The organism is Ectopseudomonas toyotomiensis (assembly GCF_900115695.1).
GTDB lineage: Bacteria > Pseudomonadota > Gammaproteobacteria > Pseudomonadales > Pseudomonadaceae > Aquipseudomonas > Aquipseudomonas toyotomiensis.
The window spans coordinates 1-26,739 of record NZ_FOXK01000005.1 but is presented as its reverse complement, the minus strand read 5'-3'; the positions used below and the strand labels follow the sequence as shown (position 1 = coordinate 26,739).

The window sequence follows — 26,739 nt, the reverse complement described above, 5'->3', positions numbered from 1 at the left end:
TCGGCTCAGCGCCACTGCCCGAGCGCCTGCGTGTGCTGCAGGTCGGCCTCGTCGATCAACTCGGCGATGGTCGCACCGATCTGCTTCACTGCCGCCTCGATCACATCGCTCGGCGGTTCGGCGTAGTTGAGGCGGATGCAGTTACGGTATTTGCCTGCCGCCGAGAAGATGCTGCCCGGCGCGATCTGGATCTTGTGCGGCAGCAGGGCGCGGTTGAGCTTCTGGCTGTCGAAGCCCTGCGGCATCTCCACCCACAGCATGAAGCTGCCCTGCGGACGGCTGACCCGGGTGCCGGCCGGGAAATAGCGGCTGACCCAATCCACCATCAGGTCACGGCTGCGCAGGTACTGCGCGCGCATGCGCCGTAGGTGCGGTTCGTAGTGCCCGTCCTTGAGGTACTCAGCGATGGCCAACTGCGGTAGCTGTGCGGTGCTGCCGGTGCCCAGGTATTTCATGTGCACCACCTGCTCCAGGTATCGCCCAGGGGCGATCCAGCCGACGCGCAGGCCCGGTGCCAGGGTCTTGGAGAAGGAGCTGCAGAACAGTACGCGGCCGTCCTCATCGAAGGACTTGATGCTGCGTGGGCGTGGGTAGCTGTAGGCGAGGTCGGCGTAGACGTCGTCCTCGATGATGGCCACGTCGAAGCGTTGCGCCAGGGCCACCAGGGCGCGCTTGTTGGCGTCGGGCATGATGTAACCGAGCGGGTTATTGCAGTTGGGCGTGAGCTGGATGGCCTTGATCGGCCACTGTTCCAGGGCCATTTCCAGGGCGTCGAGGTTGATCCCGGTGAGCGGGTCGGTGGGCAGTTCCAGCGCCTTCATGCCGAAACCCTTGAGCGCCTGCATCACGCCGTGGAAGCTCGGCGAGTCGACCGCGACGATATCGCCGGGCTGGCAGATGGCGCGCACCGCCGCCGACAGTGCCTCGTGGCAACCGGTGGTGACCACCAGGTCTTCGGCTTCCAACTGGCAGCCGGAGTCGAGCATCAGTCGGGCGATCTGTTCGCGCAGGCGAATGTCGCCGCGAATGCTGCCATAGGTGAGCACGTCCGGGTCCTGCCGACGCGCCTGGCGCGACAGGTTGCGCAGCAGCGGTTTGAGCGTCGGACTGCTGATATCCGGGCGGCCGCGGCCGAGCTGCAGCATGTCGTGCTGCGGTGAACTGCTGATCAGCTCCAGCACGTGATCCCACTGCGAAACTTCCACCGGCCTCTGCGCCGCACGGCTGATCTGCGGCAGTGCGGGCATCTGTCGTCCCAGTGGCACGAAGTAGCCGGACTTCGGCCGTGGCGAGGCCAGGCCCATGTCCTCGAGGTGGCGGTAGGCCTGCTGCACCGTGCTGAGGCTGACGCCATGTTCCTGGCTCAGGCTGCGTACTGAGGGCAGGCGGTCGCCGGGGCGGTACAGCCCCTGCTCGATGCGGGTGCCGAGCAGCTCGGCCAGGTTCAGATAGAGCGTCATGACAGTCGTCCGGCTTGTGCGGGTGAGTGAACTGAGACCAGTACAGATCGGCGCGAAAATTCCCATTCAGGGGAAATTCGACGAAGTCTGTATGGAGTTAATAAGAGTTTTTTGAATCTGTCATGACTTTTCTTCTCACGGCATTCTGATCTCCCATGACAGAAGACAGCGGGAGAGAGCCATGACCGGGTTCAGCAATACAGATTTCGTAACAGTGAGCGAGGCCGCGCGTATTGCGACGCACAAGGGCGAGGTTCGCTACTTCGGCCGCGACTGGCCGGCCTTCTGGCGGCGCTTTAATACCCGCCGCGTACTGCTCAAGCTCAACGACCAGCAACTGCGTGATATCGGCCTCAGCCGCGCCCAGACCGAGCGCGAGGCGAGCCTGCCGTTCTGGAAGCTGTAGCCCGGATGCATGCCGGGTTGGGTCGTCGCATCGACTGGCGTAGGAGCGGCTTCAGCCGCGAATCCCTACAGCAGCTCTTTCAGCCGGTGCCAGGCCATGCCCATGGCCAGCAACGGCGAGCGCAGGTGCTTGCCGCCGGGGAAGGTCATGTGCGGTACCTGGGCGAACAGGTCGAAACCGCGGCTTTCCTGCCCAGCGATGGCCTCGGCGAGCAACTTGCCGGCCAGGTGCGTGGCGTTGACGCCGTGGCCGGCGTAGGCCTGGGCGTGGAACACGTTGGGCTGATCCTTGAGTCGGCCGATCTGCGGCAGGCGGTTGGCGCCGATACCGATCATCCCGCCCCATTGGTAGTCGATGCGCACGTCGCCCAGCTGCGGGAACACCTTGAGCAGCTTCGGCTTCATGTAGCCGGCGATATCGGCCGGGTCACGTCCCGAGTAGTGACAGGCACCGCCGAACAGCAGGCGGCGGTCGGCGGAGAGTCGGTAGTAGTCGACGGTCACGCGCTGGTCGCACAGCGCCATGTTCTGTGGGATCAGCTGATGCGCCTGCTCTTCGGAGAGCTGTTCGGTGGCAATAATGTAACTGCCGGCCGGTAGCACCTTGCCGCTCAGGGTCGGGTTGAGGCCGTTGATGTAGGCATTGCAAGCCAGCACCAGGTATTTGGCGCGCACCTGGCCGTTGGTGGTGTGCACGCGCACTTCGTTGCCATAGTCGATGCGATTCACCGGCGAATCTTCGAACAGTTGCACGCCTAGTGACTGGGCGGCGGCAGCTTCGCCGAGCGCCAGGTTGAGCGGGTGCAGATGGCCCGAACCCATGTCGATCATGCCGCCGTGATAGTTGTCGGAGCCGACCACTTCATGGATGCGCTCCTTCGGCACCATGCGCAGCTCGTGACGATAGCCGAGGCTTTCCAGCTCGGCCTTGTCTTCGGCGAAGCCTTCCATGTGCGCCGGCTTGTTGGCCAGGTCGCAGTAGCCCCAGGTCAGATCGCAATCGATCTGGTACTGGGCGACGCGTGCGCGCACGATCTCCACCGCCTCCAGGCCCATCAGCTTGAACTGACGCACGCCGTCCTTGCCGACCACCGATTCGAACTGTTCGACATCATGGCCAACGCCGCGAATCAGCTGCCCGCCGTTGCGCCCGCTGGCGCCCCAGCCGATCTTGCGCGCCTCCAGCAGCGCCACCGACAGGCCTTTCTGGGCCAGCTCGATGGCGGTGTTCAGGCCGCTGAAACCGCCACCGACGATGCACACCTCCACCTGCAACTCACCGCTCAGGGGCGGGTAGGCCTGCTGGCGATTGACGCTGGCGGCGTAATAGGAAGCGGCATGCTGCGGGCTGTGGACGGGCTGGTGAACGCGGGCGTTCATGTGCGAAATCCTGATTTTGTTGTGTGGAAAATTCAACGCAGCATAAGCGCGTGATCCGTCCGACGCCAAGAGGCCAGCGGAAAAAAGCGGGATTTCCCACCAGGTATCGCGGGATCGCCAAGGTCCTGCGCATCACAATCTCGCAACAGTTCCCGGATTGCATCCGGGCTACGCCTGGTCTGCTGGGGCGCTGTAGACTGCCAACTTCGTATCAGGGCGCCCGAACATGAGCTGCACCGACCGCAAGATCGATCACCTGCGCCGCCAGATCCCCCGCTTCGACTGTGTACCCGGTTGCCACGATTGTTGTGGGCCGGTTACGGCTTCGTCCGAAGAGCTGGCGCGCCTGCCGGTGAAAAGCGAGGCCGAGCATGACGCGGCGCTGGCCGAGTACAACTGCGTGCACTTGGGGCCCAATGGTTGCGAGGTGTACGACCAGCGCCCGTTGATCTGTCGCCTGTTCGGCACCACACCCAATCTCCCCTGCCCACATGGCCGTGGACCGGAGCAGCCGATCGAGCCTGCGGTGGAGCGTCAGGTACACCGCCTGATCGCCACGACGCGGCAGCGGTTGGTGTAGTGGATTTATCGAAGCGTGGATATAATGCGACTCACTATCAATTAGTTGTATTCCCTTACCATGACCAAGTCCTCCCCCAGCGTCGAGCTGATTGGCGCGCTCGCGCTGCATTACGACGATCTGGTGGAGTACGTCCGACGACGTTTCCAGGGCTCTCAATTTGCCCGTGAAGTGGTACACGACGTCTGCGTGCAATTGCTGGAAAAACCCCCTCAGCAGCCGGTCAGCCTGCCTTTTGCCTTTCTGCGTCGCGCCTCGTTCAATCGCGCTATCGACCGCCGTCGTGCTGATAACACCCGCGACGCCTACTTCGAAGTGACTGCCGAGGTGCCGGACTGGCACGTACACGAACTCGATGGCGCCGTCGCGTTGGATTTTGAACAACAGCTCGAAGCCCTGCTGGCAATCATCGATGCTTTGCCGGCACGTGCCCGCCAGGTATTCCTGTTGCATCGCATCCATGGCATGCAGCAGCGTGAGATCGCCGACGAGCTGGGCATTTCCACCAACATGGTGACCCAGCATTTCTCCCGCGCCATGCGCAGCATCGCCAGCGACTGGGAGCCGGCGCGGCGAGCGCTGGCGGGACGCTACTGAAATGCTGGAGCGCCCCGATGATCCTCGACGCGGCACCGGTGCCGACCCGCTGTCGACGTTCGAGCAAGCCCTGCGTGATCGGGTGCCGTCCCGCGAGGCGCTGCTGACAGAGGGCAAGGCACAGACGGCACGGCAGCGGCGGCGCAAGCAGGCGCTCGGTGGCGGGCTGTCGGTACTGCTGATGGCTGTTGCACTGTGGATGGCCGATCCGGCCTGGCATAGCGAGGAAGTGCGTACCGCGGTTGGCCAGCGTGACAGCCTGACGCTGGCCGATGGCAGCCAGGTACTGCTCAACAGTGCCACTCACTTGCGCGTCGAGCGGCGCCTGCGCAGCCGGCAGATCGAACTGCTGGCCGGCGAGGCCACCTTCACTGTCGAACACGCCGATAGCCCTTTCATCGTGCGCAGCCAGGGTGTGTCCGTGCTCGACATCGGCACGGTGTTCAATGTACGCAGTGACGCACGCGGTGTGGCGGTTGCGGTGCTCGAAGGCGAGGTCGAGGTGTCCAGCACGCAGTCGCCGCCGCAGCGTCTTTACAACGGGCAGCAGGTGCTGGCCACAGGTGGGCGGATCGGTGCCGGTGGTGTGGTCGACAGGGTACGCGTCACCGCCTGGCAGCAGGGCAAGCTGCGTTTCGACGGCACGCCGCTGCGTGAGGTGGTCATCGACATCCAGCGCTACCGTCTGGCGCCGGTGCGCCTGGCTGATCCGCGCCTCGGCGAATTGCGTGTATCCGGCGAGTTCGACAGCGCTGCCATCGAGGAACTGATTGAACTGCTGCCGGCCATCCTGCCGGTACTCGTGGTTCGCGGCGGGGATGGCAGCGTGGTGATCAGCGGGCTCTGAGCGTGAGTCACCGGTGCTCGTAGGAGCTGGTCGGGCGAGCGTTGAAAAAAATAAACGAGAATTTTTTGCATTCACCCTCAACATCGGTGACCTCTCATCCGCCACTCCCTGTGAACGCCATTTCTGATCGTGTCACGGGGAGCTTCATGGACACTAGAACACCATCGCGCCGCTCGCGGCTGAGCCGTCTTTCACTGTTGGCCGCCGGCATCGTGCTGACCACGACGCTGCACGCGCAGGACACCACGCATGCGCTAAACCTGCCGGCACAGCCGTTGGATCAGGCCCTCAATGCGCTGGCTGGGCAGACTGATAGTCGCATTCTGTTCGCCACCGATATCGCCGAGGGTCTGAGTGCTCCGGCGGTGGCGGGCGAGATGACTTTGCAGCAGGCGCTTGAGCGCCTGCTGAAAGGCTCTAATCTGACGGTGCAGCAAACCAGTGACGGCAGCTTCGTGATTGCTGCCCCGGTAGCGAGCGACGCCGCGCTGGATCTGGGGGTGATCACCATCCAGGGGCAAGGCATGGGCGAAACCACCGAAAACACGGGCTCCTACACGCCTGGCCTTATCAGCGTCGGCTCGAAGAGTCCCACGTCGCTGAAGGGAACCCCGCAATCGGTATCAGTGATCACTCGCCAGGTCATCGAGGATCGCCAGATCACCGACATCAACGAGGCCATGAAGGCGGTGCCGGGCATTACGGTGCAGAGCAACACCTTCCGTATACAGGATTTCTACTCGCGCGGCTTTCCCATCCAGAACATCCAACTCGACGGTGCTGCGCCAATGGCTCTTGGAACTACTGCCGGTAGTTTCTACTCGTCGAATATCTACGACCTGGCCGAGTTCGACCATGTGGAGGTGCTGCGCGGCAGCAGCGCGCTGTTCGGTGGCACCGGCGACCCCGGCGGCATCATCAATCTGGTACGCAAGCGCCCGCTGGATACCTACCAGCTCAAGTTCAGCGCCTCGGCCGGCAGCTGGGACAACTACCGCAGCGAGCTGGATGTGACCGGCCCGCTAGGGTTCGACGGTAGGCTGCGTGGGCGTATGGTGGTGGCTTATCAGGACCGTCAGTACTTCGTCGACAACCGTGCGACTGACAAGCCGCTGGTTTATGGGGTGCTGGAGGCGGATGTCAGCGACGACACCATGCTCACCGCCGGTCTGCGCTTCAACAAGGTGCACGAAACCGGCACCGCTTCGCAGCTGCCGCGTTACAGCAATGGTGCCGACCTGGGCCTGCCGCGTCACACCGGCCTGTCCACCACCTGGGCCTATGCCGACGGCTTTTCCCGCGAGTACTTCGCCAAGCTCGATCATCGCCTGAACGATGACTGGAAGCTCAATCTCAGCTACACCAACATCTACGACACCATCGACACCAATAACGCCACCACCCTGGGTTCGGTCAACCCAGTCACTGGCGTCGGCGTGACTCGCTATGGCACCTATGTTACCCAGTGGAGCGAGCAGAACCTTTGGGATGCCAATCTCTCTGGCGACTTCAGCATGTTCGGTCTCGACCATAAGCTGGTCGTGGGTGCGGACTATCAGGAGATCGACAGCCGCTGGCTGGGTACCGGCCGCTTCACTACCGCCGGTGGTGCGGTCAACGTGTTCGACCCGAACTCGACGCCCTGGGACGATCCAGGCGCTCGGCCAGTATTCAGCCGTAACTACAGCCCCAACAGCCAGGAGCAGTACGGCCTGTATTCGAACCTGCGCCTGCAGTTGGCCGAGCCGCTGCACCTGATCCTTGGCGCGCGCGTGCAGCGCTACAAGTTCGACCAGACCTATCAGGTCGCCGACGCCACCGGGATGGTCTGGGCCCAGCAATCGCGCGTTGACATGCATGAGCCGACCAAGGTCACGCCCTTCGGCGGTATCGTCTACGACCTGACCGACGAGTGGGCCGCGTACGCCAGCTACGCCGAGATCTTCAAGCCGCAACAGAACCTGCTCAGCGGCCCGGCCAGCGCCGGTTCTCCGCTCGACCCGATGACCGGCAAGACCTACGAGACGGGGATCAAGGGTGAGCTCTTCGGCGGCGCGGTCAACACCAGCATCGCGCTGTACTACACCAAGCGCGAAGACCAGTCCGTGCAGGATGCGAACTACCCGGCTACCCAGGTGCTCTTCGGTGGCAACTGCTGCTACCTGAATGGCGGTGAAACCATCAGCAAGGGCATCGACATGGAGATTTCCGGCGAGCTGCTGCGCGATTGGATGCTGATGGCCAGCTACACCCTCAACCTCAACAAGAACCGCGACACGGGCTCGGCGCTGAGCACCGTCACGCCCAAGCATGTGGCCAAGCTGTTCACCACCTACCGCCTGCCAGGTGAGTTGGAGGACTTTCGCGTTGGTGGCGGTGTGGACATCCAGAGCGCCACCTACGTCAGTGGTAGCGCGTCGACCTTTGACAGCCTGGGCGCTGTAGTGCAGGCCAATGTCCCGTTCGAATACAGGCAGGGTGGCTATGCCATCTGGAACGCGATGGTCGACTACCGCATTGACGAGCACTGGAACCTGACCCTCAACGGCAACAACCTGCTCGACAAGAAGTACTACCAGACGGTTGGCGGCGCGACCTACGGTAACTACTACGGCGACCCACGCAACTACATGCTGACCCTGCGTGGTACCTTCTGGTAAGCCTGTTCCCAGCCGAAAAACAAACGCCCGCTGTGCAGCGGGCGTTTTCCATTGCGTGGGGGTTATTCCGGCACCGGCAGTGCCAGGCTCTCCTTCACCTCTTCCATGACGATATAGCTCTTCGACTCGCGCACGTGCGGCAGCTTGAGCAGGATGTCGCCGAGCAGCTTGCGGTAGCTGGCCATCTCGTTGATGCGTGCCTTCACCAGATAGTCGAAGTCGCCGGAGACCAGGTGGCATTCCAGCACGTGCGGCAGCTTGAGCACGGCGCGGCGAAACTCCTCGAAGGTGTCGCCGGATTTGTAGTCCAGGCTGATCTCGACGAACACCAGCAGGTTGGCCTTGAGGTGTTGCGGATTGAGGCGGGCGTGGTAGCCCATGATGATGCCTTCGCGCTCCAGACGGCGTACGCGCTCGGTGCAGGGCGTGGTCGACAGCCCCACGCGCTCGCCCAGTTCGGTGAAGCTGATGCGCCCGTCCTCCTGCAGGATGCGCAGGATGTTACGGTCGATCTTGTCCAGTTCACGACGGCTTTGATGCTGGGTTCTCATGGGGAATCCGCCTCTGCAAAACGGCTTTTTGCCAAGAATTCTCGCCAAATATAGCTGTGTATATGGTGAAAAGCACTGCACGGCTCTTCCTATACTGCGCCCATCGACAACAATGGCCTGTAACGCACGCGCCTTGGGCGCGGCGGGGAGAAAAACATGCGTGTTCTGGTTCTCGGCAGCGGTGTGATTGGTACCGCCAGTGCTTACTACCTCGCCCGTCAGGGCTTCGAGGTGGTGGTGGTCGACCGTCAGAACGGCCCGGCGCTGGAAACCAGCTTCGCCAACGCCGGCCAGGTTTCTCCGGGCTACGCTTCGCCCTGGGCCGCCCCGGGCGTGCCGCTGAAGGCCATCAAGTGGCTGCTGCAGAAGCACGCGCCGCTGGCGATCAAGGCCACTGGTGACGTCGACCAGTACCTGTGGATGGCGCAGATGCTGCGTAACTGCACCGCCAGCCGCTATGCGATCAACAAGGAGCGCATGGTGCGCCTGTCCGAGTACAGCCGCGATTGCCTCGATGAGCTGCGTGCCGAGACCGGCATCGCCTACGAAGGCCGCCAGCTCGGTACCACCCAGCTGTTCCGTACCCAGGCCCAGGTCGATGCCGCTGCCAAGGACATCGCCGTGCTGGAGGCCTCCGGCGTACCGTTCGAGCTGCTCGACCGCGATGGCATCGCTCGCGTCGAGCCGGCCCTGGCTGGTGTCAAACACAAGCTGGCCGGTGCCCTGCGCCTGCCCAATGACCAGACCGGCGACTGCCAGATGTTCACCACCAAGCTGGCGGACATGGCCAAGGCGCTCGGCGTCGAGTTCCGTTTCGGCCAGAACATCCAGCGCCTGGATGCCGTGGGCGACCGCATCAATGGCGTGTGGATCGATGGCAAGCTGGAAACCGCCGATCGCTACGTGCTCGCCCTCGGCAGCTACAGCCCGCAATTGCTCAAGCCGCTGGGCGTGCGTGCACCGGTGTATCCGCTCAAGGGTTATTCCTTGACCGTGCCTATCGTCAACGCCGACATGGCGCCGACCTCGACCATTCTCGACGAGACCTACAAGGTCGCCATCACCCGCTTCGATGGCCGCATCCGCGTCGGTGGCATGGCCGAGATCGCCGGTTTCGACCTGTCGCTCAACCCGCGTCGTCGCGAAACCCTGGAGATGATCACCGCCGATCTCTACCCGCAAGGTGGCGATCTGCAACGTGCCGATTTCTGGACCGGCCTGCGTCCGGCCACGCCTGACGGCACGCCGATCGTAGGGGGCACCGCCTTCCATAACCTGTTCCTCAACACCGGCCACGGCACCCTGGGCTGGACCATGGCCTGCGGTTCCGGTCGTCTGCTCGCCGATCTGATGGCCAACAAGCGTCCGCAGATCAGCGCCGATGGACTGGATATCTCGCGTTACTCGCGCAAGGCGCGTGAAGTGCAAGCTGCACCGCAGCCGCTGCGCACCTGATAGCCTTCGCGCTTTCGCACTCCAAGGAGCTTTAGCTTTATGTCGATTCAGCGCCTGCATGTGGCCAAACGCTACAGCGAAGTGGTGATCCACAACGGCACGATTTACCTCGCCGGCCAGTTGGCTGACGACTTCGCCGGTGACATCCGCGAGCAGACCCGCCAGACCCTGGCCAATATCGACAAGATGCTGGCCGAGGGTGGCAGCGACAAGAGCAAGATCCTCTCGCTGACCATCTTCCTCAAGGATATGGCCGACTACGACGGCCTCAACGCCGAGTACGACGCCTGGGTTGCCGATGGCAATGCGCCGGCCCGGGCCTGCGTCGAAGCGAAGATGTACAAGCCCGAAGTGTTGGTGGAAATGTGTGTGGTGGCTGCCGTCTGAGGTGGTCACAGCCTCTGTTTGTGTTGGCTTTTCACCCGGCTCCCCCGCCGGGTTTTTTTTGAATGACGATTTGCCTGCGTGTAGCCCGGATGCAATCCGGGAACCATGCGTCGGCATGGCCCCGGATTTCATCGGGGCTACGAAAATCTGTCGTCTAAGCGAATGATTGAGAGATAAACGACCATGCGTCCTGCCCGTGCCCTGATCGACCTCGACGCCCTGCGTCACAACTACCGCCTGGCCCGCGAAATGAGCGGCGCCCGCGCCCTCGCCGTGATCAAGGCCGATGCTTACGGGCATGGCTCGGTGCGCTGTGCGCAGGCACTCGAAGCTGAGGCCGACGGCTTTGCTGTGGCCTGCATCGAAGAGGCGCTGGTACTGCGCGAGGCGGGGATTGCTGCGCCGATTCTGTTGCTCGAAGGCTTCTTCGAGGCTGACGAGCTGGCGCTGATCGACCAGCATGACCTGTGGTGCGTGATTCATGCGCAGTGGCAGATCGAGGCCATCGAGCAGGCCCGGCTGAGCAAGCCGCTGACTGCATGGCTCAAACTCGACAGCGGCATGCACCGTGTCGGCCTGCATCCGGCCTATTATCAGCATGCCTATCGTCGCCTGCTGGCCAGCGGCAAGGTCAGCAAAATCGTGCTGATGAGTCACTTCGCCCGTGCCGACGAGCCCGAGTGCGAGCGCACGGCCGAGCAACTGGCGGTGTTCCAGCAGGCTCGCGACGGTCTGAGCGCCGAGGTCAGCCTGCGCAACTCGCCGGCCGTGCTCGGATGGCCACAGGTGCCCAGTGACTGGGTGCGCCCAGGCATCATGCTGTACGGCGCCACGCCGTTCGAGCAGGCTCAGCAGCAGGCTGCGCGCCTGCAGCCGGTAATGACGCTGGAATCGAAGATCATCAGCGTGCGTGAGCTGCCGGCCGGTGAGCCGGTGGGTTATGGCGCGCGCTTCGTGGCCGAGAGACCGACTCGCGTTGGCGTGGTCGCCATGGGCTATGCCGACGGCTATCCGCGTCACGCACCGACCGGCACGCCGGTGCTGGTGGACGGCCAACTGACCCGGCTGATCGGCCGTGTGTCGATGGACATGTTGACCGTGGACCTGACCGATCTGCCGCAGACCGGCCTCGGCAGCTGTGTCGAACTATGGGGCAAGCAGGTGCTGGCCAGCGACGTGGCCATGGCTGCTGGCAGCATTCCCTATCAGATCTTTTGCAACCTGCGGCGAGTGCCGCTGGTCTATGTCGGGGGCTGAAACCCTTTAAAAGACTGCTGCGCGTCGGTCCTGCTGCGTTAAAAACAGGCTGGTTCGCCAGCCCGGTCGGAAGCCGCTTGCGGCTAACGCACTCTAGTGCGGCCCCGAAGGGGCGAGCGAAGCGAGTATTGCTCATGTACAGACCGTACAGTCGAGCGCGACTCCGACCGATCCTCCCCTATGTGATTCACGGGCGCTCTCCCTTCGGGCCAGCCTTCGGCTGTTACTCCCGAGGGTCGTTGCGCCTTGCGGCTTCAGCTCGAGGCCTTTTGACGGGTTTGCTGGGGGGTGTAGGCGAAGGGTGAACGCAAGTGTTGTAAATTCCGAACGCTATGCCATGATACGGACACTTTTCCGTCTCTTATCCCAAGGGGGATTCCAGCATTGGACGTCGGCGTTCGACTGCAATCGATTCGTAAGCTCAAAGGCCTATCCCAGCGTGAACTCGCCAAGCGGGCGGGCGTCACCAACAGCACCATTTCCATGATCGAGAAGAACAGCGTCAGCCCCTCGATCAGTTCGCTGAAAAAGGTGCTTGGCGGCATTCCCATGTCGCTGGTGGAATTCTTCTCGCTCGACATGGAGCAGGAGAACCAGACCCAGGTGGTCTATCGTGCCGCCGAGCTGACCGATATCTGCAGTGGTGCCATCACCATGAAGCTGATTGGCAAGGCCCATCCGAGTCGCGCCATTTCCTTTCTCGACGAAACCTACCCGGCCGGCACCGACACCGGTGACGAAATGTACGCCCATGAAGGCGAAGAGGCTGGCATGCTGGTCGAGGGCAAGCTGGAGCTGACCGTTGGCAACGAGGTGTTCATCCTCGAGCCGGGCGACAGCTATTACTTCGAAAGCAGCAAGCCGCATCGTTTTCGCAATCCGTTCGATGTACCGGCGCGTTTGATCAGTGCCACCACACCAGCGAACTTCTGATCAATAACCCTGCGACAATATGGGTTGTTTCGGCCAGGCCCGCTTGCCGTTATACTGTCGCCCGCTCGCGAAACCGTGGCCGCGGGCGTGACTAGCCACGAAGAGGGTGTACCGTGAATCTGATGAAGAAAATGCTGGCAGTACCGGCTGCCGTATTGGCCCTGTGGGCAGTGACTGCTCAGGCCACGACTGATGAAGCCATCGCCGAGCGTCTCAAGCCTGTAGGCGACGTGTGCATCATGGGCGAAGAGTGCAAGGGCGTCGAAACCGTCGCCGCATCCGCCGGTGGTGGTGCACGTACCGCTGACGACATCATCGCCAAGCATTGCAATGCCTGTCACGCCACCGGGGTGCTGGATGCACCGAAGATCGGCGACACCGCTGCCTGGAAAGAGCGTGCCGACCACCAGGGCGGTCTCGACGGCATCCTGGCCAAGGCCATTTCCGGCATCAACGCCATGCCGCCGAAAGGCACCTGCGCTGATTGCTCGGACGACGAACTGCGCGAAGCGATCAAGAAGATGTCTGGTCTGTAAGGCTCGTCTCTTCCCTGAAAACCGCCCTCCGGGCGGTTTTTTCGTTTCTGCCTGCTGCACGCAACCATGCCGGCGGCTATACAGTCCAAGCTGCATTCGTCATGGATGTCGCGAGGAGCGTCAGATGCCGCACACCTGTACCCTCGAACAAGCCGTCGACCGCGTATTGAGCGAGATCGCCGGGCCGATTCATTTGGGTTTACCGCTCGGTCTGGGCAAGCCCAATCGCTGGGTCAACGCGCTGTATGCACGGGTGCGGGAGATGCCCGAGCGGCAACTGACCATCTACACCGCGCTGTGCCTGGCGCGTCCGCGTGCCGCCCAGGACTTGCAGCGGCGCTTTCTAGAACCTTTCGTCGATCGGGTCTACGGCGATTATCCCGAGCTGGATTTTCTCGCCGACCTGCACGGCGGCAAGCTGCCGCCCAACGTGCGTGTCGAGCAGTTCTTCTTCCAGCCGGGCAGCCTGCTCGAATGCGAGCCGGCGCAGCAGGACTACATCAGCAGCAACTACAGCCATGTCGCTCGTGATCTCAATGCCAAGGGTTTGAATCTGGTCGCCCAACTGGTTGCCGTCGACGCCGCGCAGCCCGAGCATTTCAGCCTGAGCTGCAACCCGGACGTCACCCTCGATCTGCTGCCGCTGCTGGATAAGCGCCGGGAAGCTGGCGAGACCGTGCTCAGTGTCGCCCAGGTCCACAGCGACCTGCCCTACATGGCCGGCGATGCCCAGGTGCCGCGCGATACCTTCGATATCCATATCGCCGAGGACGAGCGCACCTCGCTGTTCTCCACGCCGAACATGCCGGTGACCCTGCAGGATCATTGCGTCGGCCTGTTCGCCAGCTCCCTGGTGCGCGATGGCGGCACCCTGCAGATCGGCATCGGTGCGATGGGCGATGCCCTGGCGTCGGCCTTGATGGCCAGGCAGAACGACAATGCCCGTTACCGTGCGCTGTTGCAGGCGCTGAGTGCAGATGATTGGACCGGCGTGATTGCCGCCTATGGTGGTCTCGAGCCGCTCCATCATGGTCTCTATGGCTGCAGCGAAATGTTCGTCAACGGCTTGCTGGCACTGGCCGAGGCTGGTCTGCTGCGGCGTCGGGTCTACCCGGATCTGCGCCTGCAGCGTCTGGCGTCTAGTGGTGCGCTGGATGAACAGGGTCGGCCCCATAGCGTTCAGGCGCTGGTTGATGCGGGGCTGCCGACGAAGTTGCAGCCGAGCGATCTGGCCTGGCTGCGCGATAGCGGTCTGCTGCAGGGCGATATGCAACTGGAGGAGGGCGAGCTGCAGTTGTATGACGGTAGTCGCGTCGCAGCGGATCTCGGTGATCCCCAGACGCAGGCTCGCCTGCAATGCTGTCTCGGCAGCGCGCAGGGCGGTGTGGTGCTGCATGGCGGCTTCTTCCTCGGTCCGGAAAGCTTCTACCGGCGTTTGCGCGAGCTGAATGACAGCGAACGGCAGCGCTTTGCCATGACCGGCATCCGCTACATCAACGAGCTGTACGGCCAAGAGGAACTCAAGCGTCTGCAGCGCCGTGATGCACGCTTCATCAATACGGCTTTCACCATGACCCTGCTCGGTGCGGGCGTGGCCGATCAACTGGAGGACGGTCGGGTGCTTAGCGGCGTAGGCGGGCAATACAACTTCGTCGCCCAGGCCCATGCCCTGGAGGATGCGCGCTCGATCCTGCTGCTGCGCAGCTGGCGCGAGTCAGGCGGTGAGGTGAATTCGAACATCGTCTGGGAATACGGCCACGCTACCATCCCCCGGCACCTGCGCGATATCGTGGTGACCGAATACGGCATCGCCGATCTGCGCGGCAAGACTGACGCCCAGGTCATCGAGGCACTGCTGAAGATCAGCGATTCACGTTTTCAGAACGAGCTGATCGAGCAGGCGCAGCAGGCCGGCAAGCTGCCGGCGGATTTCCGGCTCGATGAGCGCTTTTGCAACAACCTGCCCGAGCGTCTGCAGGCACTGCGTGCTGAGCATTCAGCATTGTTCGCTGAATACCCGCTGGGCAGCGATTTCAGCGTGGTGGAGCAGGACCTGCTGCGGGCGCTGAGCTGGCTCAAGAGCAAGCTGCGTCTGACCGAGGTATTGGAACTGGGCAAGGCCACGCTCGATGCGCCCGAGCCGGCCGCCTATGTCGAACATCTGCGACGCATGAGCCTGGAGGCGCCGGACGGGGTGCGTGAAGCCCTTTGCCAGCGCTTGCTGCTGGCGGGGCTGCAAGCCACCCGCGGGGCTTAATCGAGAAAACGGACCTGGCCGTTCTCCAGTGCGGCAACACGGGCCAGCGACTCGACGCGGTAGCCTTCGCTCTCCAGCAGGTTGCGGCCGTCCTGGAAGGATTTCTCGATGACGATGCCGATACCGGCAATCTGAGCGCCGGCCTGCTGAATCAGGTCGATCAGCGCCTTGGCGGCGTGGCCGTTGGCGAGGAAGTCGTCGATCACCAGTACGCGGTCCGCTGCGGTCAGGTGACGGGCGGAGATGGCAATGGTGCTTTCGGTCTGCTTGGTGAAGGAGAACACCTTGGAGATCAGCAGGTCATCCTTGAGCGTCAGCGACTGGAACTTGCGCGCGAAGATCACCGGAATGCCCAGCTCCAGGCCGGCCATCACCGCCGGGGCGATACCCGAAGCCTCGATGGTGACGATCTTGGTGATGCCCTGGCCGGCGAAACGCTGGGCGAACTCGTGGCCGATCTCCTGCATCAGGCGCGGATCGATCTGGTGGTTGAGAAAGGCGTCCACCTTGAGTACATGCTCGGACAGCACGATGCCTTCGCTGCGAATCTTCTGTTTCAACGACTCCACGGTCGATCCTCTGGTTGAGCAGAAAAGCTGCGGATTTTCGCTCAAAACGACCTGCATTGTGTAGCAAAACCGCAGCCTGCCCGATAGTCGTAGCCAGTTGACCGCTTGGACAGGTTGGTAGCCCGGATGTAATCCGGGGGCGCACTCTGCTCAGGCGCTTTTGCTCAGCCGACGCAGAATGTCCCTGGGAATTCCGCGCGTATCCAGCGGCAGCTTGTCCGGCGCGGGCTCTATGCCCAGTTCGTAGAGCCAGTTTAGGGCGTACTCGCGCAGTTGCTTGATCTCGTAGGCTTGCCACTGTTCGCGAATCGCTGGAAAGGCCTCGATCTCGTAGTCGAACGCGCGCAGCGGCCTGCGTCCAGTCAGCGCGGCGCTGAGCAGCGGGTGGGCATGCGGATCGTCAAGGGTGAACAGGAAGGATTCACGCATGGCCACGCGCTGGGGAATGTCGAGGTTGGGCACCTGGCTGTAGCGCTCGGGATCGAGTTCGATCTGCTGGCGTTCGTCGCTGTAGTGATCTTCCGCAGGCAGGCTCAGCACGCTACCGCTCTCCAGATCCAGCCAGTTCTCCTGTTGTTCGCGACCGTTGATCAGTCGAGTCAGGGCGTCGAGGTCGAGCGTGAATTTGCGCATGGTTTCAGCCCCTGTTTCCGAACGATGTCTTCTTTCTGACTGGCAAATATGGCGAGGGTGCCAGTTGAAGTGGTCGGCTGAAGCGGATCGCCGCCCAGCCCACCCGGCGCTGTGCATGAGTAGGGTGGGCTTCAGCCCACCAGACAACAAGCCCCGCGCTTCAGCGCTTGAGCATCGCCCGCATATTGGCCAGGGCGTCATTGCCGCGCGCCGCCTTGACCTCCACCGGCGCCTCTTCCAGGCCTTCCCACACCAGGTCTTCCGGCGGCAGTTCGTCGAGGAAGCGGCTCGGCGAGCAGTCGATCACCTCGCCATATTGCTTGCGCTTGGCGGCGAAGGTCAGCGCCAGGTTGCGCTTGGCGCGGGTGATGCCGACGTAGGCCAGGCGCCGCTCTTCCTCGATGGTGTCGGCCTCGATACTGGAACGGTGAGGGAGAATCTCTTCCTCGAAGCCGATGATGTACACCGACGGAAACTCCAGGCCCTTGGAGGCGTGCATGGTCATCATCTGCACGCCCTCGGCGCCTTCTTCCTCTTCCTGCTGGCGCTCGAGCATGTCGCGCAGCACCAGCTTGCCGATGGCGTCTTCGATGGTCATGTCGCCGTCTTCGTCACGCTCCAGCGTGCTCTTCAGCGCATCGACGAGGAACCAGACGTTGCCCATGCGCGCGTCGGCCACCTTGTCGCTGGAGGCGTTCTGGCGCAGCCAGTTCTCGTAGTCGATGTCCATGACCATGCTGCGGATGGCGGCGATCGGATCGTTCTGCGCGCACTCCTGGCGCACCCGATCCATCCAGCGGGTGAAGCGCTGCAGGCGCTCGGTGAAGCGCGCGTCGAGATGCTCGCCGAGGCCCATCTCGCCAGCCGCGGCGTACATGCTGATCTTGCGCTCGTTGGCGTAGTTGCCGAGTTTTTCCAGGGTGGCGGAGCCGATCTCGCGGCGCGGCACGTTGATCACGCGCAGGAAGGCGTTGTCGTCGTCCGGGTTGACCAGCAGACGGAAGTAGCTCATCAGGTCCTTCACTTCCTGGCGAGCGAAGAAGCTGGTGCCGCCGGACAGGCGATAGGGAATCTGGTGGTGCTGCAGTTTCAGCTCCATCAGCTTGGCCTGGTAGTTGCCGCGATAGAGGATGGCGAATTCGCTGTAGGGACGCTGGGTACGCAGATGCTCGGTGAGAATTTCCAGGGCCACCCGTTCGCACTCGGCGTCTTCGTTGCGGGTGCGGATCACGCGAATCTCGTCGCCCATGCCCATCTCGCTCCACAGCTGCTTCTCGAACACGTGCGGGTTGTTGGCGATCAGCACGTTGGCGCATTTGAGGATACGGCTGGTGGAGCGGTAGTTCTGCTCCAGCATCACCACTTTCAGCGACGGATAGTCCTCTTTCAGCAGCATCAGGTTTTCCGGGCGCGCGCCACGCCAGGCGTAGATCGACTGGTCGTCGTCGCCGACCACGGTGAACTGGTTGCGCATGCCCACCAGCATCTTCACCAGCAGGTACTGGCTGGCGTTGGTGTCCTGGTATTCGTCAACCAGCAGGTAGCGGATGCGGTTCTGCCATTTCTCCAGGATGTCGGCGTGCTCCTGGAAGAGTTTCACCGGCAGCAGGATCAGGTCGTTGAAGTCCACCGCGTTGTACGCCTTGAGCGTGCGCTGGTAGTGCAGGTAGACGATGGCGGCAGTCTGTTCCTTGGGATTGCGCGCCTTGGCCAGGGCTTCGTCGGGCAGGATCAGGTCGTTCTTCCAGCTGTCGATGAGGTTCTTTACCTCGTCGGCACCGTCGTCGCCGGAATACTCCTTCTGCATGATGTCGCTGAGCAGCGCCTTGATGTCGCCGTCGTCGAAGATCGAGAAACCGGGCTTGTAGCCCAGGCGCGCGTATTCCTTGCGGATGATGTTCATGCCCAGGTTGTGGAAGGTGGACACGGTCAGACCACGCGCCTCACTGCCCTTGAGCAGGGTGCCGACGCGCTCCTTCATCTCGCGCGCGGCCTTGTTGGTGAAGGTCATGGCGACGATGTGCTGGGCGCGGATGCCGCAGTTCTGCACCAGGTGGGCGATCTTGCGCGTGATCACGCTGGTCTTGCCGGAACCGGCACCGGCGAGCACCAGAAGCGGGCCGCCGACGTAGTTCACGGCCTCTTGTTGCCGGGGGTTCAGTCGGGACATGGGATCGTTCGCAGAAAAAGGGCCGCGCATTTTAACAGGCCTGGCGACTTCTGCCGCGACCGTCCGGAACTGTGGCCTAGCGCACGAAATTGCATAGCCATGCACTTGGTTAATCACTTTATTCCAGTACTCTGGTCCCACTTGTCGGTTTACTGGCTATACCTCAGGATCTGCACTACCTTTCGCACGGATGTGATTGATTAGACGCCGATTACGGCGCGTTCAGGCGACGCGATTCGCCATCATTCTTGTGGTCATTGGGGGAGGTTGCTTGTCCACGCTCGTCGAACCCTTGCGGTTGGTCCTGTTGGCGGAAACGCCGGACTGGGCCGAATTGTTGCGCGAGCAGTTGAGCGCCCTGGGCAGCCCATCCCCGCTGATTACCGCGCCGTCATGGGAAGCGGCCAGCAACCTGTTCGATGATCACGCCAGTGGTCTGTTGCTGAGTACCCCGGATCGCCTTCCCGAGCCCCATCAGTGCCCCTTGCCCATCGTCCTGCTGCTTGACGAGGAGCCAATCGAAGAGCCCGCCGGCGTCAGCGACTGGCTGGTGCGCGGCAGCCTCAACCTCGACGTGCTGCGTCGTTGCCTGCGCTACGTGCGCGAGCAGGGCAACCTCAAGCACACCCTGCAGCGCCTGGCCGAACAGGACCCTTTGACCGGCATCGCCAATCGCCAGGGTTTCCAGACCCTGCTCGCGGCGCGCCTGGCCGAGTGTGGCGGCCGTGGCCTGGTGCTGGGTCACCTCGATCTGGATAACTTCCGCCACGCCAACGATGCCCTCGGCTACCAGGCCGGAGATCGCCTGATCCTGCAGGTGGTGGCGCGGCTCAAGGGGTTGCTGCAGCCCTGCGATCAGATCGCCCGCCTGGGCAGCGACGAATTCGCTCTGTTGCTCGATGTACGCCGCGATCCGCAGCGCGTGGAGCGCCTGGCCGAGCGCGTCACCGAGGTATTGGGAGAGCCATACTGGGTTGATGGCGAGAGTCTGCTGATCGGTTGCAGCCTTGGCCTGGCCCATGCCCGCGCGGGCGAGGGCGCCGATCCGCTGCTGTGGCACGCGCATATCGCCATGCAACAGGCCAAGAATCAGCAAGGCTGCGTGTTTCATGTCTATGACGAACGCCTGAACCGCAGCGCACGTAGCCAGGCCGATCTGGAAGGCGAGCTGCGCCGCGCTCTACGCCGTGACGAACTGGAGCTGCATTATCAGCCCCGGCTGTGCCTGAAGAGCGGGCGCATCGTCGGCCTGGAGGCGCTGGTGCGCTGGCAGCACAGCGAGCGTGGGCTGCTTTCGCCCAATGAGTTCGTACCGCTGGCCGAAGAAACCGGGCTGATCGTACCGCTCGGTTACTGGGTCATTTCCCGTGCCCTGCGCGATATGCAGTGGCTGCGTGGGCGCGGCCTGCCGGCACTGCACATGGCGGTCAACCTGTCGTTCCGCCAGTTTCAGGACAGCCAGTTGCTGCCGACCCTCAGCCGCCTGATCGAGGAGCGTGGGGTCGATGCGCAGTGGCTGGAGTTCGAATTGACCGAAACCGCGGTGATGCGCCGCAGCGATCAGGTGCAGCAGACCATGCTGGCGCTGGGACGGCTCGGCGTGCGTTTCTCGCTGGACGACTTCGGCACCGGTTTCTCGTCGTTCGTTCATCTCAACAACCTGCCGATCACCCTGCTGAAGATCGACAGGAGTTTCGTCGGCGGCATGGGCGAGCGCGCCGAGAACCGTCAACTGGTGCGGGCGATGATCAATCTGGCGCACAACCTCAATCTCGAGGTGGTGGCCGAAGGGGTGGAGAACATCGAGCAGCTCGACATGCTGCGCCAGTTTGGCTGTGATCAGGTACAGGGTTACCTGATCAGCAAGGCCATACCTCTGGCGGAGCTGGCACGCTTTCTGGTGTTCGGCCTGCGCCAGCCGCTGCTCGGCGGCGGCTGATTCTGGCCCGGACGCAAGCTGGTTAATATGCGGCACACGACCTGGCTTGCATGCGGGCTACGACAGGCAGGTCTCGCCTTCCACTACAGGTGGTTGCTGCAGGCGCGCGGTCTTCCACTGGAAGCCCAGCACCAGACCGCTCGCCGTTACCGCCAGGCCGGCAGCCAAGCCCCACCAGACGCCCTGTGCGCCCCAGCCAAGGGCGAAGGCGAACAGCCAGACCAGCGGTGCGCCCACGCACCAGTAGCCGGTCAGACCGATCAGCAGGGTGGTGCGGCCGTCATTCAGCCCGCGGATCGCGCCCATGGCGATGCTCTGCAAACCATCGAACAGCTCGAACCAGGCGGCGATCGCCAGCAGGCTCACCGCGAGGGTGACGATATCGGCGAACGCCGGGTCGTGGCGGTCGAGGAACAGACCGATGATCCACTCCGGCAGCAGCCAGAACAGCAGGGCAAACAGCAGCATCAACGCCGCCCCCAGGGCCATGCCCAGATGGCCGCTGAGGCGCGACAGGTGCAGGTGCCCGGCACCGTAATGCAGGCCGACGCGGAAGGTCACCGCGTAGGACAGCCCTTGCGGCACGATGAACGCCAGCGCCACGGTCTGCATGGCGATCTGATGTGCCGCCAGTTGCACACTGCCAAGCGCACCCATGCACAGGGTGGCGAAGGTGAACAGCCCCTGCTCGGCGGCGTAGGTACCGCCAATGGGCAGGCCCAGGCGCAGCAGGGCGCGCATTTCCGCCATTTGTGGGCGGCCCATACCGCCCCGCAGTTTGTAACGGTGGTAGGTTGGCGAGAGCAGGATGTACAGCGCCAATGCCAGTGCCATGGCGCTGCTGACCAGCGCAGTGGTCATGCCGATGCCGCTCAGGCCCAGACTGGGCAGGCCGAACCAGCCCTTGATCAGCGCGTAGTTGATGACGAAGTTGGCGATGGTGCCGACGATGCTGATGGCCATCACCGGGCCGGGATGACCGATGGCACTGGTGAAGCCGCGCAGCGCCATGAAGCACAGGTAGCCAGGCAAGGCCAATGACAGTGGGCGCAGGAACTCCATGGCCTGGCTGGCCGCGCCTGGGTCCTGACCCAGATGCGGCAGCAGCGGGCCCAGACTGTTAAGGCACAGCGCACTGGCCACGCCCAGCAGCATGGCCAGCCACAAGCCATTCTGGATCAGGCGCGTGATACCCCGCGGATCGTCCGCGCCATGGCGGATGGCGATCAGGCTGCCCACCGCGGCGATCACCCCGGTGCAGAAGATCGAGAAGATGAAATAGCAGGTGGCGCCCAATGCACCACCGGCCAACTGCTGCGGGCCGAGCATGGCCATCATCAGCGTGTCGGTGAAAATCATCAACGCGTGGGCCAGCTGTGCGGAGATCAGCGGGCCGGCCAGGCGCAGCAGCGCACCCAGCTCGTGGCCAAGGGAATTCTTCATGATGAGTAATACTTCGGCAGGGTAAGCATCCCCAGGCTGTCGGGGAATGAGCAATGACCGCTATTCTGTGGTTCTTGTCGATTGCTCACAAAAGGAAAATAGCCATGCCAGGCATGATTAAAACTCATGGTTCGATGCGGTGAGCCGTCGTTTACCACCGCTTTACGCTCTGCGCGCCTTCGAGGCCGCAGCCCGGCACGCCTCCTTCACGCGCGCCGCCGAAGAGCTGGCAATCACCCAGAGCGCGGTGAGTCGGCATATCCGTACGCTGGAGGAGTACTTCGCCTGCCGTCTGTTCGAACGCCGTGGCCGCAGCCTGCACCTGACCGATTCGGCCCGTGCCCTGCTACCGGGGCTGAGTGAGGGTTTCGATGCACTGGAGCGTGCCAGCGCTGTCTTGCGCGCCGACGATGAGGTGCTGCGCCTGAAGGCACCCTCGACCCTGACCATGCGCTGGCTGTTGGCACGCCTGTCGCACTTTCGTCTGGCCAACCCGGACAGCGAAGTGCAGCTCACCAGCGCCTGGATGGACGTGGACAAGGTCGACTTCCGCCATGAACCCTTCGACTGCGCGGTGCTGCTGTCCGATGGCCAGTTTCCGGATGAGTGGGAGAGCGTGCTGCTGTTCGAGGAGTGGCTGATTCCGGTGTGCGCTGCCGGCGATTCCGAGGCCGGCCCCTGGTCGCTGGCGCGGCTGCGCGCGGCGGAGCAACTGCACCCGACGCCGGATCGCCGCGACTGGCGGCGCTGGTTGCAGGCTACAGGCCTGATCGAACAGGTGCCGCTGAAGAGCGGGCAGCTGTTCGACATGCTCGAATTGGGCATCGTTGCGGCGGCACGCGGCTATGGCGTGTCCATTGGTGATCTGCTGATGGTGGCCGAGGACGTGAATGCCGGCCGGCTCGGGGTGCCCTGGCCGACGGCGGTATTCAGTGGCGACAGCTACTATATGGTGTGGCCGCGTGGACATCGTGCGCAGACACGTCTGCAGCGTTTGCGTGACTACTTGCTGGCGGAGGTCGCCGCGCTGGCACTACCTGGGGTCGAGCGTTTGCGCTGAACGGTCATGGCCACCGCTCAGGGCTCTGACAGCCATCCAGGACCGGGCAGGCCGACTGTAGTGGGGGCAGGCTGCTCTCTATGGGCATGAGTGCCATCATCTATCGAGTGATCGATAAAACCTATCAAAAATCACTCCGTCACACTGTTTTGATAATAAATGACGACCGTATGGCGCTTTGATATTGACCGAGCGGAGTGCTCAAGTATCCTCGCGACCTTTCGCCAAGTCATATGACGACTGGGTGGTATCGAAATTGCCTGAGTTATCTGCCCATATGCTCGTGGGCGCACATCTGGAGTCCTCATGAATCCTCCTCGCTCTCGTATAGCCCTGCAACTGGCTGCCATGCTGGCTTTGGTGCTGGTGTTGCTGATCAGTGTCAGCACCCTGTTTGCCCTGCGCTCACTCAACGAGGCCAATCTGGTCACTCGCGAAAAGCACCTGGGCAGCGAGGCGGGGCTGCTGGCCGACCAGCTCGAAACCTTCCACGGCAGCCTGCGTGAGAGCACGCAGCGTCTGGCTGGATTGTTCGAACAGCGCTTCAGCACGGGGCTGCAGGTGCGCAGTGAAGAGCGTGTGAGCGTCGGCAGCCTGCAGACACCTGCGCTTTACCTGGGGGCTACGCGCTTGAACAACGAGTTCACCGAGGTCGATGACTTCACGCGCATGACTGCGGGTGTGGCCACGGTATTCGTGCGTGACGGTAGCGAATTCATCCGCATCACCACCTCGCTGACCAAGCAGGATGGCGCTCGTGCTCTGGGAACGGCGCTTGATCACCAGCACCCGGCCTATCAGCGCCTGCTGGCCGGGCAGAGTTACGTGGGCCGGGCTTTGCTCTTCGACCGCAACTACATGACCCAGTACACCCCAGTGCGTGATGGTAGTGGGCAGGTCATTGCGGTGCTGTTCGTCGGCTTCGACTACACCGACGCGCAGAAGCTGCAATTCAACAAACTCAGCGAATTTCGCATTGGCGAAACGGGCTCACTTGCCCTGCTCGACGAGCAGGGCAAGTGGCTGGTCAAGCCTGCTGGTACTGGCGCTCTGGATACACTGCCGGCAGCCCTCGGCGATCTGATCGCACACTCGGGGGACGGCGGTTTCTGGAACGATGGCCAGAATGAATTCTACAGCGTCGCCATGCCCTTTACCGGCGGACCCTGGGTGGTGCTGGCGAGCATGCCGCGCGAGGAAATTCAGGCCGTTACCTGGCGTGTCGGTACCCAGTTGGCCATCGGTAGCGCACTGACCCTGCTGCTGGCGGTGATCGCCGTGGTCTGGCTGCTGCGACGCAAACTGCGCCCGCTGGGCGATCTGGTCCAGCAGGCGCAGGCGCTCGGTGCCGGTGATCTCGGCGCGCGCATGGCGCAGTCCAGCGACGATGAAATCGGTGAGCTGGCGCGCAGCTTCAACCGCATGGGCGAGGCGCTGGCGAGCATGGTGGCAGGTATTCGCAGCGCAGCTCAGGATGTCAGCGCGCGCTCGCAGGGGATGTCCATGCTGTCGCGTGACGCCTATCAGGGCATCGATCAGCAATCCGGCGAGATCAGCAGCATGGCCGGCGCGGTGGAGGAGTTCAGTGCCACCTCGCAGAACATCGCCGACAACATGCGCAGCACCGAACGTCTGGCCAGCGACAATGCCCAGCAGACCCGCATCGGGCGTACCTCGATGGATCAGGCTTCCGAAGCGCTGGTACAGATCGCCGAAGCACTTGAGCAAACCTCCACGGCGATCAACGGCCTCGGCCAGCGCTCCCAGGAGATCGGCGGTATCGTCAGCGTCATCACCGCGATCGCCGACCAGACCAACCTGCTGGCGCTCAACGCTGCCATCGAAGCAGCGCGGGCCGGCGAGCAGGGCCGCGGTTTTGCCGTGGTCGCCGACGAGGTGCGCAACCTGGCTGGACGCACCCGTGAGGCGACCAACGAGATTTCCACCATGATCGGCAGCATCCAGAGCGAGACCAGCAGCGCCATCGCCACCATGGAGCACGGCCGACAGTTGATGCAGGACGGCCTGGAACGTAACGCCAAGGTGGCTGCGGCGCTGGCGCAGATCAGTGAGCAGAGCGCCGAGGCCGGCGAGCAATTCGCCGCCATCACCACCGCTACCAGCGAGCAGAGCAGCACTGCGACCGTGCTAAGCGCCAACCTGCAGAGCATCGCCCAGGCCAATGGCGAGCAGCGTGAAGTGGTGGCCAACCTGGCCGATACCGCGCGCGAGCTGGATCGCCTCGCCGCTCAGCTGCGTCAGGAGGTCGAGCGCTTCCGCTGATTCATCCCGCGGCGGGGCGATACTGCAGTGCTTCGGCCAGATGTTCCCGGCTGATCTGCTGCTGCTCCGCCAGGTCTGCCAGCGTGCGCGCCACCTTGAGCACTCGGTGCGCGGCGCGTAGCGACAGGCCGAGGCGTTCGCATGCGCTCTCCAGCCACTGGCGATCCGCGTCGCTCAGGGCGCAGTGCCGACGCAGGCCTGGCAAGTCGAGAAAGGCATTGGCCGTCCCTTGACGTTGCAATTGTCGCTCACGAGCCCGCGCCACTTTGGATGCCGCCTGCACAGTGCTTTCGCCATCTTGCGCTGGGGCGTTCAATATTGTCGTTTCGCGGGCGACCGTCAGGTGCAGGTCGATGCGATCGAGCAGTGGCCCGGACAGCTTGGCGCGGTAACGCTGGATCTGCTCCGGTGTGCAACGACAGCGGTTGCTCGGGTCGCCGAGATAGCCGCAAGGACAGGGGTTCATGGCGGCAACGAGCTGAAAGCGCGCGGGAAAACGTACCTTGTCGCGCGCCCGGGCAATGACGATGTGGCCGCTTTCGAATGGTAGGGGTGAATCTCACACATCAAGGTCTTTTAGGACGGTTGAACTCGTTCAAGCGTTCTAAATGACCAGCCGTCAGCACTCAACCATATTGACCAATTGTTGTATGTCATCGTCCATTTCTAACAAATACCAATCCCTGTATTTGATGACATTTGGCTGATTTTCTTTTCTATCAATTCTCATCATTGTTGCTTTTCTTTCAGTAGCAAAATGATTATTGGAGAAAATCACAGTTCCAATTCCAATATTTCTTTTGATTATTACTGTTTCTTTAGTTGCATAATCTTTATATGAGAGATAAAGACAATCTTGGAAAACTTTCTCATATAATTTGATTTTCCCTGCACTCACATTTTCCATTGTGAAAATTTCTGCAAGATTAGGGTTTTCACTCACATAACTATTAAGAAGAAGAGCAGAGCACTTCTTTGACTTAATAAGTTTAAATGATGGGAAATTCGTTGCGTTTATCTTTGCGAAGGTTTTACTAGGCACTTCAATAAAAGAGACTTTCCTAGCAAATGAATATTTGCTTTCAATCTCTTTTACTTTTTCGATGATTGACAAATAAGCGTCATAATCATCAACCAAATAAACACTACAAACATCATAAGCAGTTTCTTTATTGACATAAGAAACTAAAAGGTCGTTTATTTCACCAACATATTTATCAAACTTTTTATTATCTTCACTCATATATTCCTCTTTCTTATTCTCTTACTTATATTTTCCCATATAAATATATAATGTCAAGAAAGTCGGAGGAACTTTTTAAATATATTTTCAATGG

General features: G+C 62.2%; 22 protein-coding genes and 1 pseudogene. 14 read left to right on the top strand and 9 right to left on the bottom strand.

The annotated features are described in order from the left end of the window. Positions 1-5 precede the first annotated feature (5 nt). Positions 6-1,460, bottom strand: a complete 1,455-nt coding sequence (locus BM186_RS11110) for an aminotransferase-like domain-containing protein (protein ID WP_074915306.1) — start codon at positions 1,458-1,460, stop codon at positions 6-8. Between the two features lie 181 nt (positions 1,461-1,641). Between BM186_RS11110 and BM186_RS11105 the strand changes: the two genes are divergently transcribed. Continuing rightward, positions 1,642-1,866: a DUF1127 domain-containing protein gene (locus BM186_RS11105; RefSeq protein WP_074915304.1), complete on the top strand. Its 225-nt coding sequence runs from the start codon at positions 1,642-1,644 to the stop codon at positions 1,864-1,866. A 65-nt stretch (positions 1,867-1,931) separates the two neighbouring features. Here BM186_RS11105 and BM186_RS11100 read toward each other — a convergent pair whose 3' ends face one another. Next, positions 1,932-3,245 (bottom strand): NAD(P)/FAD-dependent oxidoreductase, encoded by a 1,314-nt coding sequence (locus tag BM186_RS11100; RefSeq protein WP_074915302.1) that lies wholly within the window; start codon positions 3,243-3,245, stop codon positions 1,932-1,934. Positions 3,246-3,471: 226 nt separating this feature from the next. Here BM186_RS11100 and BM186_RS11095 point away from each other — a divergent pair, with 226 nt between their 5' ends. The 4 genes from BM186_RS11095 to BM186_RS11080 all read left to right on the top strand — a co-directional run bounded on the left by BM186_RS11095 (position 3,472) and on the right by BM186_RS11080 (position 7,929). Further along, positions 3,472-3,825 (top strand): YkgJ family cysteine cluster protein, encoded by a 354-nt coding sequence (locus BM186_RS11095; protein ID WP_074915300.1) that lies wholly within the window; start codon positions 3,472-3,474, stop codon positions 3,823-3,825. 60 nt (positions 3,826-3,885) lie between these two features. After that, entirely contained in the window at positions 3,886-4,422 is a 537-nt protein-coding gene (locus BM186_RS11090) for a sigma-70 family RNA polymerase sigma factor (protein WP_074915298.1), read from the top strand. Between the two features lies 1 nt (position 4,423). Then, positions 4,424-5,269 (top strand): FecR family protein, encoded by an 846-nt coding sequence (locus BM186_RS11085; protein ID WP_074915296.1) that lies wholly within the window; start codon positions 4,424-4,426, stop codon positions 5,267-5,269. A 146-nt stretch (positions 5,270-5,415) separates the two neighbouring features. Next, a complete protein-coding gene (locus BM186_RS11080) occupies positions 5,416-7,929 on the top strand; it encodes a TonB-dependent siderophore receptor (RefSeq protein WP_074915294.1) in 2,514 nt (837 codons plus the stop codon). 62 nt (positions 7,930-7,991) lie between these two features. On the opposite strand, the gene dadR is transcribed toward BM186_RS11080, so the two are convergent. Beyond that, a complete protein-coding gene (dadR, locus tag BM186_RS11075) occupies positions 7,992-8,480 on the bottom strand; it encodes a transcriptional regulator DadR (RefSeq protein ID WP_013713454.1) in 489 nt (162 codons plus the stop codon). A gap of 156 nt (positions 8,481-8,636) precedes the next feature. Between dadR and dadA the strand changes: the two genes are divergently transcribed. From dadA to BM186_RS11045, 6 genes are all read left to right on the top strand, one after another. Next, positions 8,637-9,935, top strand: coding sequence for a D-amino acid dehydrogenase (dadA, locus tag BM186_RS11070; RefSeq protein WP_074915292.1), 1,299 nt, complete (start codon positions 8,637-8,639; stop codon positions 9,933-9,935). Between the two features lie 39 nt (positions 9,936-9,974). Then, positions 9,975-10,322: a RidA family protein gene (locus tag BM186_RS11065; protein ID WP_074915290.1), complete on the top strand. Its 348-nt coding sequence runs from the start codon at positions 9,975-9,977 to the stop codon at positions 10,320-10,322. A 183-nt stretch (positions 10,323-10,505) separates the two neighbouring features. Then, positions 10,506-11,579, top strand: coding sequence for an alanine racemase (gene alr, locus BM186_RS11060; RefSeq protein WP_074915288.1), 1,074 nt, complete (start codon positions 10,506-10,508; stop codon positions 11,577-11,579). Between the two features lie 384 nt (positions 11,580-11,963). Further along, on the top strand, positions 11,964-12,512 hold the full coding sequence (locus BM186_RS11055; protein WP_004423167.1) for a cupin domain-containing protein: 549 nt from the start codon (positions 11,964-11,966) through the stop codon (positions 12,510-12,512). Positions 12,513-12,625: 113 nt separating this feature from the next. Then, positions 12,626-13,048: a c-type cytochrome gene (locus BM186_RS11050; RefSeq protein ID WP_074915285.1), complete on the top strand. Its 423-nt coding sequence runs from the start codon at positions 12,626-12,628 to the stop codon at positions 13,046-13,048. Between the two features lie 124 nt (positions 13,049-13,172). Then, positions 13,173-15,305, top strand: a complete 2,133-nt coding sequence (locus BM186_RS11045; protein ID WP_074915283.1) for an acetyl-CoA hydrolase/transferase C-terminal domain-containing protein — start codon at positions 13,173-13,175, stop codon at positions 15,303-15,305. Here the strand turns inward: BM186_RS11045 and BM186_RS11040 are convergent. The 3 genes from BM186_RS11040 to rep all read right to left on the bottom strand — a co-directional run bounded on the left by BM186_RS11040 (position 15,302) and on the right by rep (position 18,677). Continuing rightward, complete coding sequence (locus BM186_RS11040; RefSeq protein WP_072423583.1) at positions 15,302-15,874, bottom strand: xanthine phosphoribosyltransferase; 573 nt, start codon at positions 15,872-15,874, stop codon at positions 15,302-15,304. The two genes, BM186_RS11045 and BM186_RS11040, sit on opposite strands and share 4 nt — an antisense overlap. A gap of 150 nt (positions 15,875-16,024) precedes the next feature. Continuing rightward, a complete protein-coding gene (locus BM186_RS11035) occupies positions 16,025-16,507 on the bottom strand; it encodes a UPF0158 family protein (protein WP_074915280.1) in 483 nt (160 codons plus the stop codon). A gap of 160 nt (positions 16,508-16,667) precedes the next feature. Then, positions 16,668-18,677 carry a DNA helicase Rep gene (rep, locus tag BM186_RS11030; protein WP_074915278.1) on the bottom strand — a complete coding sequence of 670 codons (2,010 nt, stop codon included), beginning with the start codon at positions 18,675-18,677 and terminating at the stop codon, positions 16,668-16,670. A 271-nt stretch (positions 18,678-18,948) separates the two neighbouring features. Between rep and BM186_RS11025 the strand changes: the two genes are divergently transcribed. Next, a complete protein-coding gene (locus tag BM186_RS11025) occupies positions 18,949-20,616 on the top strand; it encodes a putative bifunctional diguanylate cyclase/phosphodiesterase (protein ID WP_074915276.1) in 1,668 nt (555 codons plus the stop codon). A 57-nt stretch (positions 20,617-20,673) separates the two neighbouring features. On the opposite strand, the gene BM186_RS11020 is transcribed toward BM186_RS11025, so the two are convergent. Beyond that, positions 20,674-22,059, bottom strand: a complete 1,386-nt coding sequence (locus BM186_RS11020; protein ID WP_074915274.1) for a NorM family multidrug efflux MATE transporter — start codon at positions 22,057-22,059, stop codon at positions 20,674-20,676. A 139-nt stretch (positions 22,060-22,198) separates the two neighbouring features. Between BM186_RS11020 and BM186_RS11015 the strand changes: the two genes are divergently transcribed. Together BM186_RS11015 and BM186_RS11010 are read left to right on the top strand one after the other, a co-directional pair. Then, complete coding sequence (locus tag BM186_RS11015; protein WP_074915273.1) at positions 22,199-23,119, top strand: LysR substrate-binding domain-containing protein; 921 nt, start codon at positions 22,199-22,201, stop codon at positions 23,117-23,119. A 306-nt stretch (positions 23,120-23,425) separates the two neighbouring features. Beyond that, positions 23,426-25,402, top strand: coding sequence for a methyl-accepting chemotaxis protein (locus tag BM186_RS11010; protein WP_074915271.1), 1,977 nt, complete (start codon positions 23,426-23,428; stop codon positions 25,400-25,402). A gap of 1 nt (position 25,403) precedes the next feature. Here the strand turns inward: BM186_RS11010 and BM186_RS11005 are convergent. Both BM186_RS11005 and BM186_RS26280 read right to left on the bottom strand, forming a co-directional pair. Continuing rightward, positions 25,404-25,949: pseudogene (locus tag BM186_RS11005) on the bottom strand (ATP-binding protein); the annotation flags it as partial. Between the two features lie 72 nt (positions 25,950-26,021). Next, a complete protein-coding gene (locus tag BM186_RS26280) occupies positions 26,022-26,645 on the bottom strand; it encodes a hypothetical protein (protein ID WP_139228009.1) in 624 nt (207 codons plus the stop codon). Positions 26,646-26,739 lie beyond the last annotated feature (94 nt).

Coding starts and splice junctions, on each gene's coding strand:
- BM186_RS11065 (WP_074915290.1), top strand. CDS start 9,975: ATGTCGATTCAGCGCCTGCATGTGGCCAAACGCTACAGCGAAGTGGTG.
- BM186_RS11095 (WP_074915300.1), top strand. CDS start 3,472: ATGAGCTGCACCGACCGCAAGATCGATCACCTGCGCCGCCAGATCCCC.
- alr (WP_074915288.1), top strand. CDS start 10,506: ATGCGTCCTGCCCGTGCCCTGATCGACCTCGACGCCCTGCGTCACAAC.
- BM186_RS11045 (WP_074915283.1), top strand. CDS start 13,173: ATGCCGCACACCTGTACCCTCGAACAAGCCGTCGACCGCGTATTGAGC.
- BM186_RS11010 (WP_074915271.1), top strand. CDS start 23,426: ATGAATCCTCCTCGCTCTCGTATAGCCCTGCAACTGGCTGCCATGCTG.
- dadA (WP_074915292.1), top strand. CDS start 8,637: ATGCGTGTTCTGGTTCTCGGCAGCGGTGTGATTGGTACCGCCAGTGCT.
- dadR (WP_013713454.1), bottom strand. CDS start 8,480: ATGAGAACCCAGCATCAAAGCCGTCGTGAACTGGACAAGATCGACCGT.
- BM186_RS11110 (WP_074915306.1), bottom strand. CDS start 1,460: ATGACGCTCTATCTGAACCTGGCCGAGCTGCTCGGCACCCGCATCGAG.
- BM186_RS11035 (WP_074915280.1), bottom strand. CDS start 16,507: ATGCGCAAATTCACGCTCGACCTCGACGCCCTGACTCGACTGATCAAC.
- BM186_RS11090 (WP_074915298.1), top strand. CDS start 3,886: ATGACCAAGTCCTCCCCCAGCGTCGAGCTGATTGGCGCGCTCGCGCTG.
- BM186_RS11105 (WP_074915304.1), top strand. CDS start 1,642: ATGACCGGGTTCAGCAATACAGATTTCGTAACAGTGAGCGAGGCCGCG.
- BM186_RS11080 (WP_074915294.1), top strand. CDS start 5,416: ATGGACACTAGAACACCATCGCGCCGCTCGCGGCTGAGCCGTCTTTCA.
- BM186_RS11020 (WP_074915274.1), bottom strand. CDS start 22,059: ATGAAGAATTCCCTTGGCCACGAGCTGGGTGCGCTGCTGCGCCTGGCC.
- rep (WP_074915278.1), bottom strand. CDS start 18,677: ATGTCCCGACTGAACCCCCGGCAACAAGAGGCCGTGAACTACGTCGGC.
- BM186_RS11100 (WP_074915302.1), bottom strand. CDS start 3,245: ATGAACGCCCGCGTTCACCAGCCCGTCCACAGCCCGCAGCATGCCGCT.
- BM186_RS11085 (WP_074915296.1), top strand. CDS start 4,424: ATGCTGGAGCGCCCCGATGATCCTCGACGCGGCACCGGTGCCGACCCG.
- BM186_RS26280 (WP_139228009.1), bottom strand. CDS start 26,645: ATGAGTGAAGATAATAAAAAGTTTGATAAATATGTTGGTGAAATAAAC.